General features: G+C 66.1%; 12 protein-coding genes and 2 pseudogenes. 2 read left to right on the plus strand and 12 right to left on the minus strand.

Going from position 1 to position 16,006, the window contains the following annotated elements; all coding sequences use genetic code 11:
- Positions 1 to 47: 47 nt before the first annotated feature.
- The 3 genes from SYNGFB01_RS01790 to glpX form a co-directional block, all read right to left on the minus strand.
- On the minus strand, positions 48 to 1,343 hold the full coding sequence (locus SYNGFB01_RS01790; protein ID WP_048016674.1) for a glucose-1-phosphate adenylyltransferase: 1,296 nt from the start codon (positions 1,341 to 1,343) through the stop codon (positions 48 to 50).
- A gap of 112 nt (positions 1,344 to 1,455) precedes the next feature.
- Positions 1,456 to 2,763, minus strand: coding sequence for a glutamyl-tRNA reductase (locus SYNGFB01_RS01795; RefSeq protein ID WP_048016675.1), 1,308 nt, complete (start codon positions 2,761 to 2,763; stop codon positions 1,456 to 1,458).
- Between the two features lie 25 nt (positions 2,764 to 2,788).
- Positions 2,789 to 3,793, minus strand: coding sequence for a class II fructose-bisphosphatase (gene glpX, locus SYNGFB01_RS01800; RefSeq protein ID WP_048016676.1), 1,005 nt, complete (start codon positions 3,791 to 3,793; stop codon positions 2,789 to 2,791).
- A gap of 229 nt (positions 3,794 to 4,022) precedes the next feature.
- Here glpX and rpe point away from each other — a divergent pair, with 229 nt between their 5' ends.
- A complete protein-coding gene (gene rpe, locus SYNGFB01_RS01805) occupies positions 4,023 to 4,706 on the plus strand; it encodes a ribulose-phosphate 3-epimerase (protein ID WP_048016677.1) in 684 nt (227 codons plus the stop codon).
- 115 nt (positions 4,707 to 4,821) lie between these two features.
- Here the strand turns inward: rpe and ccsB are convergent, their stop codons facing one another.
- The 8 genes and pseudogenes from ccsB to SYNGFB01_RS01845 form a co-directional block, all read right to left on the minus strand.
- Positions 4,822 to 5,757 carry a c-type cytochrome biogenesis protein CcsB gene (gene ccsB, locus SYNGFB01_RS01810; RefSeq protein WP_048016678.1) on the minus strand — a complete coding sequence of 312 codons (936 nt, stop codon included), beginning with the start codon at positions 5,755 to 5,757 and terminating at the stop codon, positions 4,822 to 4,824.
- Between the two features lie 72 nt (positions 5,758 to 5,829).
- Positions 5,830 to 6,987, minus strand: coding sequence for an LptF/LptG family permease (locus tag SYNGFB01_RS01815; protein WP_235299856.1), 1,158 nt, complete (start codon positions 6,985 to 6,987; stop codon positions 5,830 to 5,832).
- Between the two features lie 17 nt (positions 6,988 to 7,004).
- The gene (lptB, locus tag SYNGFB01_RS01820; RefSeq protein WP_048016679.1) at positions 7,005 to 7,733 is read right to left on the minus strand and encodes an LPS export ABC transporter ATP-binding protein; all 729 of its coding nucleotides are present in this window, start codon (positions 7,731 to 7,733) and stop codon (positions 7,005 to 7,007) included.
- Complete coding sequence (locus tag SYNGFB01_RS01825; RefSeq protein ID WP_369795448.1) at positions 7,730 to 8,068, minus strand: hypothetical protein; 339 nt, start codon at positions 8,066 to 8,068, stop codon at positions 7,730 to 7,732. Before SYNGFB01_RS01825 ends, lptB begins: the two co-directional genes overlap by 4 nt.
- A 166-nt stretch (positions 8,069 to 8,234) precedes the next feature.
- Positions 8,235 to 8,642, minus strand: coding sequence for a DUF309 domain-containing protein (locus SYNGFB01_RS01830; RefSeq protein WP_048016681.1), 408 nt, complete (start codon positions 8,640 to 8,642; stop codon positions 8,235 to 8,237).
- 8 nt (positions 8,643 to 8,650) lie between these two features.
- Positions 8,651 to 10,458, minus strand: a pseudogene (gene typA / locus SYNGFB01_RS01835) (translational GTPase TypA).
- A 162-nt stretch (positions 10,459 to 10,620) separates the two neighbouring features.
- Positions 10,621 to 13,193: pseudogene (locus SYNGFB01_RS01840) on the minus strand (U32 family peptidase).
- The gene (locus tag SYNGFB01_RS01845) at positions 13,190 to 13,819 is read right to left on the minus strand and encodes a D-alanyl-D-alanine carboxypeptidase family protein (protein ID WP_369795449.1); all 630 of its coding nucleotides are present in this window, start codon (positions 13,817 to 13,819) and stop codon (positions 13,190 to 13,192) included. Before SYNGFB01_RS01845 ends, SYNGFB01_RS01840 begins: the two are co-directional and overlap by 4 nt.
- Positions 13,820 to 14,083: 264 nt before the next feature.
- On the opposite strand from SYNGFB01_RS01845, the gene chlP reads away from it, so the two are divergent.
- Positions 14,084 to 15,484: a geranylgeranyl reductase gene (gene chlP / locus SYNGFB01_RS01850; RefSeq protein WP_048016682.1), complete on the plus strand. Its 1,401-nt coding sequence runs from the start codon at positions 14,084 to 14,086 to the stop codon at positions 15,482 to 15,484.
- 65 nt (positions 15,485 to 15,549) lie between these two features.
- Here chlP and SYNGFB01_RS01855 read toward each other — a convergent pair.
- Positions 15,550 to 16,006 (minus strand): DALR anticodon-binding domain-containing protein (locus tag SYNGFB01_RS01855; RefSeq protein WP_048016683.1); only part of this gene is annotated, 457 nt, incomplete at its 5' end.

Below are 16,006 nucleotides of genomic sequence, written 5' to 3' on the forward strand. Positions count from 1 at the left end.
ACTTGCGTCAACCCTGTCAGCAAGTGCTGGCCTGACAGGCGGGCTCGTTAGATCACCGTGCCGTCGGCGATCGTCCCGTTCTTCACAACAACCACAATGCCGTTGCGGATGTAGAAATTGAGCTCGGGACGGTCGGCTTCCTCGACACGATCCTTGTTGATGATCGTCACGTTCTGGCCGATCCGCACGTTCTTGTCGATGATGGCCCGCTTCACGGTGGTGCCGCGACCCAGGCCGATCGGAATCCCTCCCCTCGCCCTCAGGGCTGCCCGTTCCTCGGCCGATTCGAAGTAATCGGCACCCATGACCAGGGTGTCCTGCAGCACCACTTCGTCTTCCACGCGGGCACGAACCCCCAGCACGCAGTGATGAATGCTGCAGGCCTTGAGCAGTGATCCCTCTCCGATGATCGACTCGGTGACCTGGGCGTCCTGAAACTTGCTCGGTGGCAGATAGCGTGGCCTGGTGTAGATCGGGAACTTTTCGTCGTAGAACGAGAACGGGGGATTCGGTTGCTCGGTGAGGGCGAGGTTGGCTTCATAGAAGGCGCCGATGGTGCCGATGTCCTCCCAATAGTCGTTGAACAGAAAACTCTGCAGACGATCCCCTCGAGCCAGCGAAGTTGGGATGATCTCCTTGCCGAAATCGGTGGCGGAGGGGTTGTCGGCAAGCAGGTCGAAGAGGGTGTCCCGGCTGAACACGTAGATCCCCATCGAAGCCAGGAAGGGGCGCTGGGCGGCCTCCTGGGCGGTGAGACCCAGACTCTGCGTGTCGACGCGCATGGCCTCAAGCGCTTCGCCCTTCGGCTTCTCACGGAATTCCTGGATCCGGCCGCTGCCATCGGTGCGCATCAGACCGAATCCCTCGGCCTGGATGGCATCGACCGGCAGGGCACCAACGGAGAGCTGGGCACCAGTGTCGATATGGTGCTTCACGAAGCGGCCGTAATCCATCCGGTACAGTTGGTCGCCGGAGAGGATCAGATAGTGATCCACATCCCACTCCTGGAATAGCCACTGGTATTTGCGTACGGCATCCGCCGTTCCCTCGAACCAGCTCGGGCTGTCCGGTGTCTGCTGAGCAGCGAGAACCTCAACGAAGCCCTGGCCGAACCCGGCAGAAAGGTTGTACGTCATCGTGAGATGACGGTTCAAGGAAGCACTGTTGAACTGCGTCAACACATAGATCTTGTTGATCTCGGAATTGATGCAGTTACTGATGGGAATATCGATCAGGCGGTATTTCCCGGCCAGTGGAACGGCTGGTTTGGCCCTCATCTTGGTGAGCGGATACAGGCGTGTACCGGCTCCTCCGCCGAGGATGATGGCCAGAACACGCTTCATGACAGCCGCTCCACGGATCGATCGGGGGCACCGTACCGGAGCACTTGCCGCTGGCGATAGTCCCCCGGACACCGGCAGCACGAACTGTGACAGTCGCTACGGAATGGCGTTCTCACGCCTCGCCGGCGTCGTGGAGCTCGAACAGGTCCTCCAGCACGCGCATGGCCGCGTGGCGCTGCGACCGGGGCTGGGGAGACCTGATGTTGGTCACGGGCGTGTGCAGGATCTTGTTGATGATCCCCTTGCTGAGTGCCTCCACCACCTTGCGCTCCCGGGCCGAGAGATCCGGTCCCATGCGGCTGAGAGCCTTCTGCAGCTCCTGCTCGCGGATGGTCTCGAGCTGACGCCGCAGCCGGTTCACCACCGGTACCGCCTCCAACCCGTCCCACCACTCCAGGAACAGGCGCGCCTCCTCCTCCAGGAGCCGTTGGGCCTCGGCCGCCACCTCGCGGCGGGCCTCCTGATTGCGGGCCACCACCTCCTGCAGATCGTCGACATCGAAGGCCTGCACCCCCTCCACGCCGGCCACGTCGGCGGCGATGTTGCGCGGCACACCGATATCGATGAGCATCAGGCTGGAGCGCCGGTTGAGCTTCTCCAGACGCGCCCCTGTGATGATCGGCTCCTCCGCGGCTGTGCTGGTGAACACCAGGGAGCAGGTGCTGAGGCAGTGGTCGAGATCGTCGAGCGGACGGCACTGCACAGGCAGGCCAGGGAAATCGGCCGCCAGGGCCTCGGCCCGGGCGGCAGTGCGGTTGAGCAACACCACACCACGGCAGCCCTTGGCCTGCAGGTGCTGCAGCAGCAGCCGGGCCATGCGACCGGACCCCACCACGGCGACCTGCTCCTGATCCAGCGGCAGCAGCTCATCGACGCCGCGGGCCTGACCCACCTTGAGCTGGGCCAGCTCAACGGCGGCCGAACTGATCGACACGGCGCCCGTGCCGAGATTGGTCTCGGTGCGGACCCGCTTGCCCGTGCTTACAGCCTGGTTGAGCAGACGATTGAGGATCGGCCCCACGGAGCGATGCTCCTGGCCGAGGCGCACCATCTTCTTGACCTGCGAGAGGATCTGACCCTCGCCGAGCACGAGCGAGTCGAGTCCGGCAGCCACCCTCAGCAGGTGGCTGATGGCGTCCTCGTGGTGATAGGTGAACAGATGCGGGCTGAGCTGGTCGAGATCCAGACCCGACTGCTGGCTCAGGAACTGACCAACGGCTGAGATCCCCTGCTCGGGATGGCGCAGCAGGGTGTAGATCTCAAGGCGGTTACAGGTGCTGAGGATCGAGGCCTCGAGCACCTGATCGTCTGCACGAAGGGCCTGCAGAGAGGCCTCCATGGTCTGCTCCGGGATGCTGAGACGCTCCCGGATCTCCACCGGAGCCGTGCGATGCGACAGGCCAACGACGGCGATATGCATGGAGATGACCGATCAGCAGCGGAGCTCAGCGCAGCGCGATGCTCTGGGCACCGGGCTTGATATGGACCGTGGTGGTGAAACGGGCGGTGTTGTCGAGGGTGCTGATCACCAGCGAGCTGGTACGGATGCAGTCCTTCTCGAATTTGACACCGTCGAACAGGAGGCCATCGGTAATGCCGCTGGCCGCGAAGACCACGTTCTCACCGGAAGCGAGTTCCTCGGCCTCGTAAACCTTGTCGGGATCGCTGATGCCCATCTCAGCCAGGCGGGCCAGGTTGCCCTCGCGGGTGAGGCCCTCCCACTCCTTCGTCTGGGCCACGGCCGGGTCGTAGACGAGCTGGCCCTGGAAGTGCCCTCCCAGAGCCCGCAGCGCTGCGGCGGAGATGACGCCCTCGGGGGCGGCGCCGATACCCATCAGGCAGTGGGTACCCGTGCCGGCGAAACCGGCAGCGATGGCGGCCTGCACATCACCGTCGGAGATCGGCTGCACGCGAGCGCCGGTGGCTCGGATTTCGGCGATCAGGTCCTTGTGGCGGGCGCGATCCATCACCACGATCACCAGATCGCTCTTGGGCATGCCGAGGCACTGGCTGAGGATCTCGATGTTCTCGGTGGCCGACTTGCGGATGTCCACCTTGCCCTTGGCCGCCGGGGGCGCGGCGAGCTTCTTCATGTAGAAGTCAGGGGCGTTGAACAGGCCACCACGGTCGGAGGCGGCCAGCACGGCCATCGACCCGCGCTGACTGTTGGCGCACAGGTTGGTGCCCTCGCAGGGATCGACGGCGAAGTCAACGCCGGGACCGGTGCCGCTGCCGACCTCCTCACCAATGTAGAGCATGGGGGCTTCGTCGCGCTCACCCTCACCGATCACGATGCGGCCCTGCATGGGGATGGTGCCCATCCGCAGCCGCATGGCTTCGACGGCCGCTGCATCAGCCTCGTTCTTGAGGCCCATGCCGGTGAGCTTGGCCGAGGCGATGGCGGCCTGTTCGACCACCTCGAGAATTTCCTGAATCAGGGAGCGATCCACAGCAGTCCGGCAGAGGGCAAGGGAGCTTCGGCGGGAAGGGCGGGGGCGGCGTGGAGCAGCGGTCGACGGAACCCGGGCGGCATGACCTGGACCACCCGGTTCCGTTCGTTTGCGACCTCCAGCAGCGGTGCCTCTCAGGCTTCAAGCCGGGTCACTGTATCAGCGCTGGTCTGGAGAGCTCCGACGCCACTCCCTACAATCCGACATCCCTCAGTCCGGTGGAGTCCGCATGAGCACCAAACCCCTGGTGATATCGCCTTCGATCCTCTCGGCCGACTTCGCACGCCTCGGTGAGGAGGTGCGTGCCGTCGACGAAGCCGGTGCCGACTGGATCCACGTGGATGTGATGGACGGGCGCTTCGTCCCCAACATCACCATCGGCCCCCTGATCGTGGAGGCGCTGCGCCCGGTCACGGCCAAACCGCTCGACGTTCACCTGATGATCGTGGAGCCCGAGAAATACGTGCCGGATTTCGCACGGGCCGGTGCCGACATCATCTCGGTGCAGGTGGAGGCGTGTCCGCACCTGCACAGGAACCTCGCCCAGATCAAGGATCTCGGCAAGCAGGCCGGTGCCGTGCTGAACCCCAGCACCCCACTCGACACGCTCGAGTACTGCCTGGAGCTGTGCGATCTGGTGCTGATCATGAGCGTGAATCCCGGTTTCGGGGGTCAGAGCTTCATCGAGAACCAGGTTCAGAAGATTCGGGACCTGCGGCGGATGTGCGACGAGAAGGGTCTGGATCCCTGGATCGAGGTGGACGGCGGCATCAAGGAGCAGAACGCCTGGAAGGTGATCGAAGCCGGAGCCAACGCCATCGTGAGTGGCTCGGGCGTGTTCAACCAGCCCAGCTACGCCGGCGCCATCCAAGGGATCCGCAACAGCCGCCGGCCGGAACCCGCCCTGGTCTGAGCTGGTCACCCGCCGCGGGGCACGGGGACCGGGATCGCCAACATCCAGCACCTCTCCTCCGCGGGGGTGCTGGAACCTGTCCCAGCGCAGGATGCCCTCTGCGGCGGTCGGGGTGTCAGTCTCCGAAGAACCAGCCGTAGCTGTGCAGACCGATGCCCAGCAGGTTGACCCCGATGTAGCAGACGGCGATCACCAGCAGACCGGCAGCGGCCACCAGGGCAGGCCGTCGTCCCTGCCAACCGCGGATCAGGCGGGTGTGCAGGTAGGCGGCATAGACGAGCCAGCAGATCAGCGCCCAGGTCTCCTTGGGATCCCAGCTCCACCAACTGCCCCAGGCCTCGTTGGCCCACACGGCACCGCTGACCAGGCCGACCGAGAGGAGCAGGAAGCCCACCGTGATGGTGCGATAGCTGAGCGAATCGAGCTGCTCGGATACAGGCATCGGGGCACTGCTGAGCCGAAGAGGTGCAGCCATGGCCCCAGGTCCGTCACTGGCCAACTGGGCCTGACGGAACCCACCACTGCCGATCGAGCTGCTGCGCAGCTCCAGAGCGTTGCCACGATCCACCAGAAGCACTGCCACAGAGAGGAGCGATCCGACCAGCAGCGCTGCATAGCTCAACATGATCACGCTGACGTGCATCACAAGCCAGCTCGAGCGGAGGGCCGGCACCAGCGGGGANGCCTCCTGGAGGCGATCCGGCAGGACGAAGCTGGCGAAGGCCACACAGCCCAGCGCCACGGGCGTGACCGACGCGGGTACCAGCGGCGAGGGCCAGGCCCGCTCAACCAGCAGCTGAGTAAGCGTGGCGCCCCAGGCCAGAAAGCAGAGCGACTCGTAGAGATTGCTGATTGGGAAGTGGCCCGACTGCCACCAGCGCAGCACCAGCTGGGCGGTGAGGCAGAGGTTGGCGGCAGCGATCAGCAGGCGCACGGCTGTGCTGCTGCGCTGACCGCTGAGGCTCCAGAAGGCGAGTGGCAGCACCGCCAGGAGCAGGGCGAAGGCCGCCAGGCCAAGGCCGGTGACGGGATCGCTGAGGAGATCTGGCACAGAGGGAACCGAACCTGGCGACAAGTCTGACCTGACGCCGGACCGTTCTGGGGAGGGCTGCAACCGGAGTGCTCAGCGGCTGGCCTGGCGCAGCAGCAGGCCTCCGGCGCCGAGGCCGAGCAGCACTGGCGTCCAGGCCGTGACATAGGGCGGCAGCACACCCTTCACGCCGAGGGAACTGAACACAAACGCGACCACGTAGTAAGAGAAGATCAGCACCACGCTCACCCCGAAGCCCTGGCTGCGGCTCTGGCGGGAGTGGGGTCTCACGCCGATGCTGCTGCCGATCATCCCGAACACCAGGCAGACCGCCGGAAAGGCAAATTTCTCCTGGATTCGCACGCGCATCTTGCGGGCGCCCTTCTCATCACCTGCTTCACGCATCAAGCGCTCGGCGGTGCGGGCCTGGCCGATCGTGAGCGAGTTTGAATCCTTCGGAAGCTTCGCCCTTTCGATCACCTCAACACCGAGAGGATAGAGATAGCGCTGAAATTCCGCGATCGTGGTTGGGGAATCCTGATCCTCTGGCACGACAAACACCTTGCCGTCCAGAAATTCCCACTGGCGGTCCCGCTCGCTCCAGCGGCCGCGCTCAGCCGTGAGCAGGAAACGTTGGTTGGGTCGTGAGAGATCAANGATGGTGACACGCTTCATCTCTCCATCCTCGAACTTCTGGGCATAGAAATATTGCGTCAGGGCCCTTCTGCTGGAACCATCGGGCCGCTCGATGTCCCCAAAATTAGAGAACTGCACATCCCGCCGCTCCTCGCCTGCAACGGCGCGACCGATGGCCCGGTTCAGCATGGCCTTGGATGCGGTCAGGGTCTGAGGCACAACTGCTTCATTGAATGTGAAGGTGATCAGGGTCATCGCCAGCGCCAGAGACACGGCTGGGATCACCATGCGCCAGGTCGGCACGCCCACGCTGCGCAGGGCCGTGAGTTCGCTGTTGCTCGAAAGCTTGCCGTAGGTGAGCAGGGTGGCCATCAGGGTGGCCATCGGAAATGAAAGCACAAGGAAGCTCGGCAGCTGCAGAACGAGCACCTGTGCTGCCACATCGAGCGGCAGGCCAGATTCGGCAACGCGTCGCACCAGCTCGAACACCGCTCCGACTGACACGGAAACGGCCGTGAAGGACCCGATCCCGAAGAGCAGCGGTCCGATCAGTTCACCCAGCAGCAGGCGATCGAGCAGGGGCAGAATGCGCCAGAGCCGTTTCAAAGGACGCACCAGGACTCCAAAGCGGTTCACAGCCGGAACCCCTCGCCAAGGTAATGACGCCGCACCAGGGGGTCATCGGCCACCTGCCGGGAGTCGCCTGAAGCCAGAATCGCTCCCTCCGAAAGGATGTAGGCCCGGTCGGTGATCGCCAGGGTCTCCCGCACGTTGTGGTCGGTGATCAGCAGTCCCATGCCGCGCTCGCGGAGCTGTTCGATCAGCTGCTGCAGGTCGGAGACCGCGATCGGATCCACCCCGGCGAAGGGCTCATCGAGCAGCAGATAGCGTGGACCGTCAAGACCGACAGCCAGGGCGCGGGCGACCTCAGTGCGGCGGCGTTCGCCGCCGGAGAGCTGGAACCCCCTGCGCCACTGGAATTCTGTGAGGTGGAACTCCTCGATCAAGGCCTCGAGTCGCCGGCGACGCTGGTCAACCGGCGTGCCGCTGACCTGGAGCGCTAAGGCGAGGTTATCGCGCACCGTGAGTTGCCGGAACACGCTCGCCTCCTGAGGCAGATAACCCAGGCCGAGCCTGGCCCGTCGCGGCATCGAGAGGCTGCGGATGTCGCGCCCGTCGAGCAGAACAGAGNCCTGATCGGGACGCAGCAGGCCCGTGACCAGGCCGAATGTGGTGGTCTTGCCGGCCCCATTGGGGCCCAGAAGCCCGACCACCTCGCCGGGACTGAGGGTCAGCGACACGTGATCCACCAGCACCCGCCCACCGAGGGCGAGCACGACGCTGTTGAGCTCCAGGCTCATCGAGGCTCCCCCGAGCTGGGAGGCGGGGCATCGAGGTTGTACTGAGCGAACACCTGTTCACCCGGAGCAGGGACCGCCTCGATCCGTTCAAGGTCGACGAGGTAGACCAGCTGCTCGGCTCTGACGCTGTGGCCATCGGCCTGAACCACATCCACGTCGCCGCTGAGCACCACCCTGCCCTCGCGGCTGAAATACTGGGCCTGTCGCGCGGTGGCCACCACCTTGCGATCGGGGTAAAGAATGCGCACGTTGCCGATCGCGGTGACCACGCCGGTGCTGTTGTCAGCGATCTGGCGGTCGGACTCGATCGTCACCAGGCCGGTGGTGGGCGTCACGACGGCAGGGGTGGAGGGCGTCTGTGACGGTTGCGATTGAACCGCCGGAGGAGCGACGCTGCCGATCAGCAGCAGGGCGGCCANGGGCTGAAGTGCCCGGACCAGGGCATCGGCGAGGAGCGAACGGAGCGCAGACAAATCGCCATGGGCAGGTCTCCGAACGAATCTACAGAGCACCACCGATCGGTCTGAGAACCAGCACGGGAAGCTGATCCCGCAACCGTTCTGCCGGCTCGTCGCTCTGCAGAGCCCGCAGCCAGACACGTCCGTCGCGTCGCAATCCCTCCAGGTCGAGCCCGAGGACGAGCGCTGGAGCACGCTCCAGACGGCCCAGGCCCTCACCGGTGAGAATCGTGGCCCCGCGGCGGTTGCCTCGCTCCAGGTGCAGCTGAGCCACGGCCAGCTGCAGGATCCCCTGCAACACCGTGCGATGGGGACCCGCCGTCTCGTGCCAGAGCTCCTCGAAACCGTCGTGGGCCTCGTACCANGCGCCGGCGTTGAACAGCCTCACGGCCTCCCCGAAGCGTGGGTCCTCCATCAGCAGGGCGTCCTCAGGATCTGGGCAGGCCGGCATGGCGCCGTTCAGCGCTTGGCAGGCTTGCGGACCGGCAGCTTGCGCAAGCGGATCGATTCGGGAGTGACCTCGAGCATCTCGTCGGGGCCGATGTACTCCAGAGCGCGCTCCAGGGTCATCTGCAGCGGAGCCTGCAGCGTGTCGAGCTCCTCGGCCCCAGCAGAGCGCATGTTGGTGAGCTGCTTGGTCTTGCAGACGTTGATCTCCAGGTCCTGGGGTCGGTTGTGCTCACCCACGATCATGCCCTTGTAGACCTTGGTGCCGGGGCTGATGAAGAACTGGCCGCGATCCTCGGCGTTCTTGAGGGCATAAAAGGTGGCGGTGCCCTCCTCGAAGGCGATCAGCACGCCGTTGCGGCGGGCGTCGAAGTNCCCCTGCATNGGTCGGTAATCGAGGAAGGAGTGGCTCATGATCCCTTCGCCACGGGTGGCCCGGATGAACTCACCGCGGAAGCCGATCAGACCGCGCGACGGCACCACGAATTCGAGCTGGGTGCGGCCATCGTTGGTGTTCTCCATGTTCTGCATCTCGGCCTTGCGGATGCCGAGTTTCTCGATGCAGGCCCCGACCGATTCCTCCGGCACATCGAGCACCAGGGTTTCGAAGGGTTCATGGGGGGTGCCGTCGATGGTGCGGAAGATCACCTGCGGCTGACTCACCTGGAACTCATACCCCTCGCGCCGCATCGTCTCGATGAGGATGCCAAGGTGAAGCTCACCACGGCCACTCACCGACCAGCGATCGGGAGAGTCGGTGTCGTCGANCCGCANGGCCACGTTGGTGAGCAGCTCCTTCTGGAGACGGTCGCGCACCTGGCGGCTGGTGACGAACTTGCCCTCCTTGCCGGCGAATGGCGAATCGTTCACAACGAAGGTCATCTGCAGGGTGGGTTCGTCCACCTTGATCAGAGGCAGGGCCTCGGGGTTGTCGGGGCAGGCGATTGTCTCGCCGATGTTCACTTCATCGAAGCCGGCCACGGCCACCAGATCGCCGGCGCTGGCCTGCTCGATCTCAACCCGCTGCAGGCCCTGGAAGCCCAGCAGCTTGCTGATGCGGCCGCGCTTGATGGTGCCGTCATCGCGGATCAGGGCGGCGGGCTGACCGGCCTTGATCGTGCCGTTGTGGATGCGGCCGATCATGATCCGGCCGAGAAAATCGCTGTAGTCGAGCGTGGTCACCTGCAGCTGCAGGGGCTTGGCTGGATCCCCCACCGGCGGCGGCACATGGCGCAGGATGGCATCGAAGAGCGGCCGCATCGTGTCGCTCTCGGTGGCCATGTCCGGCTTGGCGTAACCACCCATGCCGCTGCCGAAGAGATAAGGGAAATCGCACTGATCGTCGTCNGCGCCGAGCTCCAGGAACAGATCGAGCACCTTGTCGACGGCGATCTCCGGATCGACGCGGGCACGGTCGATCTTGTTGACGAAGACGATCGGGCGAAGGCCCTTCTCGAGAGCCTTCTTGAGCACGAAGCGCGTCTGCGGCATCGGACCCTCATTGGCATCCACGATCAGCAGACAGCCATCCACCATGCCGAGCACGCGCTCAACCTCGCCGCCGAAGTCGGCGTGGCCCGGCGTATCCACGATGTTGATGCGGATGCGTCGTAGTCGACGGCGGTGTTCTTGGAGAGGATCGTGATGNCCCGCTCGCGCTCGAGGTCGTTGGAGTCGAGCACGCAGGTGGGCACCGCCTCGTTGTCGCGGAAGATGCCCGACTGGGCCAGCAGCGCGTCCACCAGGGTGGTCTTGCCGTGGTCAACGTGAGCGATGATCGCGATATTGCGGATCGGCGTGCCGGGATGGGTGCCGGTCATGGGGAAAAGGCTCTGAAACGTCTGTCCGGCTGGTGGCGGATTGCGGCACACCGCCTCCGAACGGAAGCGCATTGCGGCAAACCCCTGACACATCGCCAACAGTCCGGATCCGGCTGATCGGGTGACGACCGCACACAGACAAGCCGGACAGCGAGAAGGGTCTCAACCAGATCCTGATGATACGGCACGCCGCCCACTCGTCTGCAGGCTGCCCCGCGTCACCCCCAGCCGGCTCTCGAACTGTTCGCTGCGCCACAGGTCTCGGCCGCTGATCCGCCCCGCCACAGTGTCGAGATAGGCCAGCACCCGCTGTCGGGCCTGATCGCCGCTCTCCTCCAGCAGTTCCAGGCGCAGGTGACGCACCCCCGCCGCCAGCAGCTGCGGCAGGGCCTCGGCAGCCGTCTGGGCGCGAGCGTTGTAGAGGGTGTTGCGGCAACCGAGGTCGGCACGCAGGGGGTGATCGCAGCCGCTGCGATCCCGCAGCAGCACCGTGTGGCGCTCGCAGGGGCGGCCGCAGTCGGTGTGGTCGTGCCCCGAGCAAAGGAAGGCGCAGAAGAGGCAGTGCTCCATGTGGAAGAGCGGCATGTGCTGGTGCACCGTGACCTCCAGAGCCGCGGAGGGCAGGCCGGCCGCCAGGGCGAGCAGCTGCTGCAGGTCGAGGTCGTAGCTGGCGGTGACCCGCTCCAGGCCCCAGCGGTCGAGGAACCAGGCGGCGCTGAGCGGATTTGCCACGTTGAGACTGAAATCGCCGACGCAGGGCGCCAGGCCGGAGAGCCGCTCGAGCTGATCGGCGTTGCGCACCAGGTAGCCATCGGGTCGCGCCTGCAGCAGTGGATCCAGGCTCCAGGCTTCGTCGGGGCGGGTGATGCGTGCCCCGGCCAGCCGCACCCCGGCCGGCCAGCAGCCACGACCCATCGCCACCGCCTCCTTCAGCTCCCGGGGCTGATCCAGCTCGGCGATGACGCCCGCGATCGGGAGGTCGCGCAGGGCGCGCAGCTGCGCGAGGCTTCGCACCAGAACGTGCAGCTGGACCTCGGGGGGAGGCGCGGGACGCGCGGCCGGTGCCAGACGGGAGAGGGTGCCGGGGATGGCATGCAACAGACTGGCGGCGGAATCCGCCGAGGTCTCCTCCTCGCTGCGAGGGGGCCCGAGCTGCTCCACCAGGGCGCGGCGCAGGCGGTTCAGTTCCGCAACCGGCAGAAACAGACCATCGGGCAGATCGATCTCGAGGCGATGCAACTGCCAGCCGGTGCCGCCGAGCGTCCGAGCTTCGCCTCCAGCCGGGGCCTGTCGAGGCCTGCCCCTTCGGCCCTCTGGAGGGGCAGGCTGGAGCGGCACTGCACGGACAGCACCCTGGCGTCGGTGCGGCCCTCGGCGGCCAGCACGGCCAGCTCGAGAGGCTCGCCGGCACGACCCCGGACGCGCAGTTCGAGCCCGGATTCTCGCTCCGGGGTGGGCGCGAGGGCCAGACGCTGCCAGCGGCGCTCCAGATCCGGATCACTGGTGAGCCAGCAGGGGCTGCCCGCCGCCAGACCCCGGGCGCTGATCCTGCCGGGGCCGAGGCGCACCGCCACCAGACCGGCGGCAAGCGACCGCACCGCCATCACCCGGCCACCGACCTCTGCGGGCGGTTCCAGCGGCGCTCCTGCCGGCGCTTCGAGCACAAGGCCATCGCCCGGCTTGAGCATCCGATCCGAGCGCAGCCGCCACCAGCCGTCAGGTTGGATCGTCTCGAGGCGACCGATCAGGCGACCGCGCTTCTTGCTCCAGCGGCCATGCACGAGGCGCCGGTGGTTCACGCCCTCCAGCCAGCCCGTGGCAAGGCCGCGGGAGAAGGCCAGATCCAGATCGCGGCTGTCCTCCTGGCAGGCCTGGGCTGGCGTTGCGGATCGGCCGCAGCTCAGCTGATCGAGACCCTGGCGATAGGCCCGCGTGACGGCCGCCACGTAGGCGGCATCCTTGAGCCGCCCCTCGATCTTGAGGCTGGCGATGCCGAGTTCGGCCAGCTTCGGCAGCAGCACCCAGGCGGAGAGGTCCTGGGGAGAGAGCAGGTAGCGCTGATCGCCCATCTCGCGCTCCTCACCATCCACGATCAGCTGGTAGGGCAGCCGACAGGCCTGGGCGCATTCGCCACGGTTGGCGCTTCGCTGGCCCAGGGCCTCGCTGGTGAGGCACTGACCCGAGTAGGCCACGCAGAGAGCGCCGTGCACGAACACCTCCAGGGGCATGGTCAGTTGCCGTGNCCTGAGCTGAGCCTGGATCCGCCCCAGGTCACGCAGGCTCAGTTCACGGGCGAGAACCACCTGGCGGCATCCCAGCGCAGCGGCCTGGGCGACACCGGCCGCACTGGTGATCGTCATCTGGGTGGAGGCATGCACCGGCAACTGCGGAGCCAGGTCCCGGGCCAGACGCGCCAGACCGACGTCCTGCACGATCAGGGCATCGATCCCCGCCGCGGCGGCCTCGAGCACGAGTTCGGCTGCCTGGCTGAGCTCATCCGGAAACACGAGCACATTGAGGGTGAGGTAGGCCCGTACGCCTCGGCGATGCAGCCAGGCGGTGATGCGCGGCAGCTCGGACCGGCTGAAATTGGCGGCCCGCATGCGCGCATTGAACGCATCCACCCCGAAATAAACCGCGTCGGCGCCATTGGCGACGGCTGCCTTCAGGGCTGGCCAGTGCCCGGCTGGGGCCAGCAGCTGGGGCCGGTCGATGAGGGGAGCGCCGGCGCTCATCGGGCCAGGCGCTGCGACGGTTCGAAGACCTTGAGGGCCTCCGATGTGCCCTCGAAGCGCCAGTGCCAGGGCTCATAGCTCACACCCTGGGCATTGCCGCGGGGGAAGGAGAGCTCGAAATGGAAGCGGGGCGCGTTCTTCTGCAGCCAGCGGAAAGCCGCCGTGGTCTCGAAGGCCTCGGCGAGGTTGGTGGCGGGCGACATGGCATCCCCCAGATCCACCGCATAGCCGGTGCTGTGTTCGGAGAACCCCGGCGGTGCACTGACCTGGGCGCGCTCACGGGCACTCTGGGCACGCTCCGACTTGACATCGAAGAACAGCTGCTTCTGCAGATCGATCGAGCGGAAGGCGCTCAGCACCACCAGCTCAACGCCATCGGCCGCAGCGGCGCGCTGCATGGCCAGCAGAGCGGTGGCGGCGTCGCGGTGCAGCTGTAGNCCCGGCGCAATCGCCACCAGCGTCTNGGGGGGAGTCTCCGCATAGGGGAAATGGCCCAGCAGACGCCCGTCGGGACCCAACCGGGCCGCCAGCCCAGATACCGGAGCGGGAGCGAGCCAGCGGCGAAGCGGCCCCGGAAAGATGACGGCGATGGCCGCTGCCAGCAGCACAACCACCGCTGCGCCCACGGTGAGCCTCCGAAGCCCAGTGGGGCGGGATGGCCGTAGCGGCACCACCCGCCGGGCTTCAGGGATGTCGTCGGCGGAGCTGCGGACGGTCCGCGATCGGGAGAGGCCTGGGCGCTGGCCTCGCTTCGCACCGATCACGGCCTTGCCCCCACGGCGAACTCTGCACCGTGAAGATCCTAGGCGGGGAGCCGGGAGTGACCGGCCGCGGGCGGAACAGCGGTGTTAGCTTCCTGCCACACGTCCTTTCCGGCGGAGCGGTTCTCGATGTTGCGTGTCGCAGTGGTGGGCGGAGGCCCAAGCGGATCCTGTGCGGCCGAGGTCCTGGCGAAGGCAGGCATCGAGACCTGGATCTTCGAGCGCAAGCTCGACAATGCCAAGCCCTGCGGAGGCGCCATTCCGCTCTGCATGGTGAGCGAGTTCGACATTCCCGAGGAGATCATCGATCGGAAGGTGCGCAACATGCGCATGATCTCCCCCTCCAACCGCGAGGTGGATATTCACCTCGACAATCAGGATGAATACATCGGTATGTGCCGCCGTGAAGTGCTGGATTCCTTCCTGCGCAACCGTGCTGCAGACCTCGGGGCTCATCTGATCAACGGTCTGGTGACCAGAATCGACACCGGCGTCGATCGGCAGGGGCCCTATGCGATCACCTACTCCGACTACAGCGGCGGCGAGGCTACCGGGGTCACCAAGACGCTCGAGGTCGATCTGATCATCGGTGCCGATGGAGCCAACAGCCGTGTCGCCAAGGCGATGGACGCTGGCGACTACAACGTGGCGATCGCCTTCCAGGAGCGGATCAAACTCCCCCCGGAGGAGATGAGCTACTACGAGGATCTGGCAGAGATGTACGTGGGCACGGACGTTTCGCCGGATTTCTACGCCTGGGTGTTTCCCAAGTATGACCACGTGGCCGTCGGCACTGGCACGATGCAGAACAATCAGTCGCTGATCAAGAGTCTGCAGAAGGGCATCCGTGAGCGGGCCAAGAAGCGCCTCGTCCACGGCGAAGTCATCAAGGTCGAAGNCCACCCGATCCCGGAGCACCCCCGTCCACGCCGGGTGGTGGGCCGCATGGCTCTGGTTGGCGATGCCGCCGGCTACGTGACCAAGAGTTCAGGCGAGGGCATCTATTTCGCTGCCAAAAGCGGCCGGATGTGTGCCGAGCAGATCGTTGAGGCGAGCCGTGGTGGCCAGCGGATCCCCACGGAGGCCGACCTCAAGAAATACCTGAAGAAGTGGGATCGTCAGTATGGCGCCACCTACAAGGTTCTGGAGATTCTGCAGAACATCTTCTATCGCAACGACGCAGCTCGCGAGGCTTTCGTCGAGATGTGCGACGACAAGGATGTGCAACGACTCACTTTCGACAGCTATCTCTACAAGCGGGTCGTTGCCATGAACCCCTGGCAGCAGCTCAAGCTCACCTTCCTCACCCTGGGAGCGGTGCTGCGCGGCAACGCCCTGGCGCCGGGCAGCTACAAGCCCGTGCCCAGTGCCGTTCGCGACGACGCCGAGGTGAATGCCATGCTCGCGGTCAGCACGATCAAGGGAGGAATCCGGGTCNGCACGACGAACGGAACCAGCGCCTCCAGAGAACCTGCCGACGCCTCGTCGCCCGCCACGCCTGAACGCGAGCCGGCGCTCGCAGGCCAGTGACCTCGCAGGAGCTTCAAGCGACTGAACACGCAGAGGGAACGGCTGGCTGATCGTCTGTCACGGGCTCAGCCAGCGATCCGGCTGAAGTCGGCCAGCGCAGAGGCCTGATTGCGCAGCACGGCCAGCAGGTTGAGCCGGTTGCGGCGGATCGCTGCATCCTCGGCCATCACCATCACGCTCTGCTCGCCGTCAAAGAAAGCGGCAAGGGTGGAGGCGCTGGCCGCCAGGGCCGAGGCCAGGGCGGCATAGCGCTGAACCCTCCCCCCGTGGGGCTCCGCAGCTGGGCTGGCCAGCGGTTCGAGCCGCTCGAGCACCTGGAGCATGGCCAGTTCGCTGGGCTGCTCGAACAGCTCGGCTTCCACCACACCCGCCGGGCTGAGCACGGCACCATCGAGATCACCCTTCTCGGCCAGACGGGCCGCCCGGGTCACCACGGCCTGCACCGCCTCGAGCTCGCCGGAGCGGCGCAGGGCCATCAGCAGATCGGCCCGCTGACGGGCGTCGGCGGGATCCCGCAGCAGC

This window comes from Synechococcus sp. GFB01 (assembly GCF_001039265.1).
Lineage (GTDB): Bacteria > Cyanobacteriota > Cyanobacteriia > PCC-6307 > Cyanobiaceae > NIES-981.

Coding starts and splice junctions, on each gene's coding strand:
- rpe (WP_048016677.1), top strand. CDS start 4,023: ATGAGCACCAAACCCCTGGTGATATCGCCTTCGATCCTCTCGGCCGAC.
- SYNGFB01_RS01795 (WP_048016675.1), bottom strand. CDS start 2,763: ATGCATATCGCCGTCGTTGGCCTGTCGCATCGCACGGCTCCGGTGGAG.
- SYNGFB01_RS01790 (WP_048016674.1), bottom strand. CDS start 1,343: ATGAAGCGTGTTCTGGCCATCATCCTCGGCGGAGGAGCCGGTACACGC.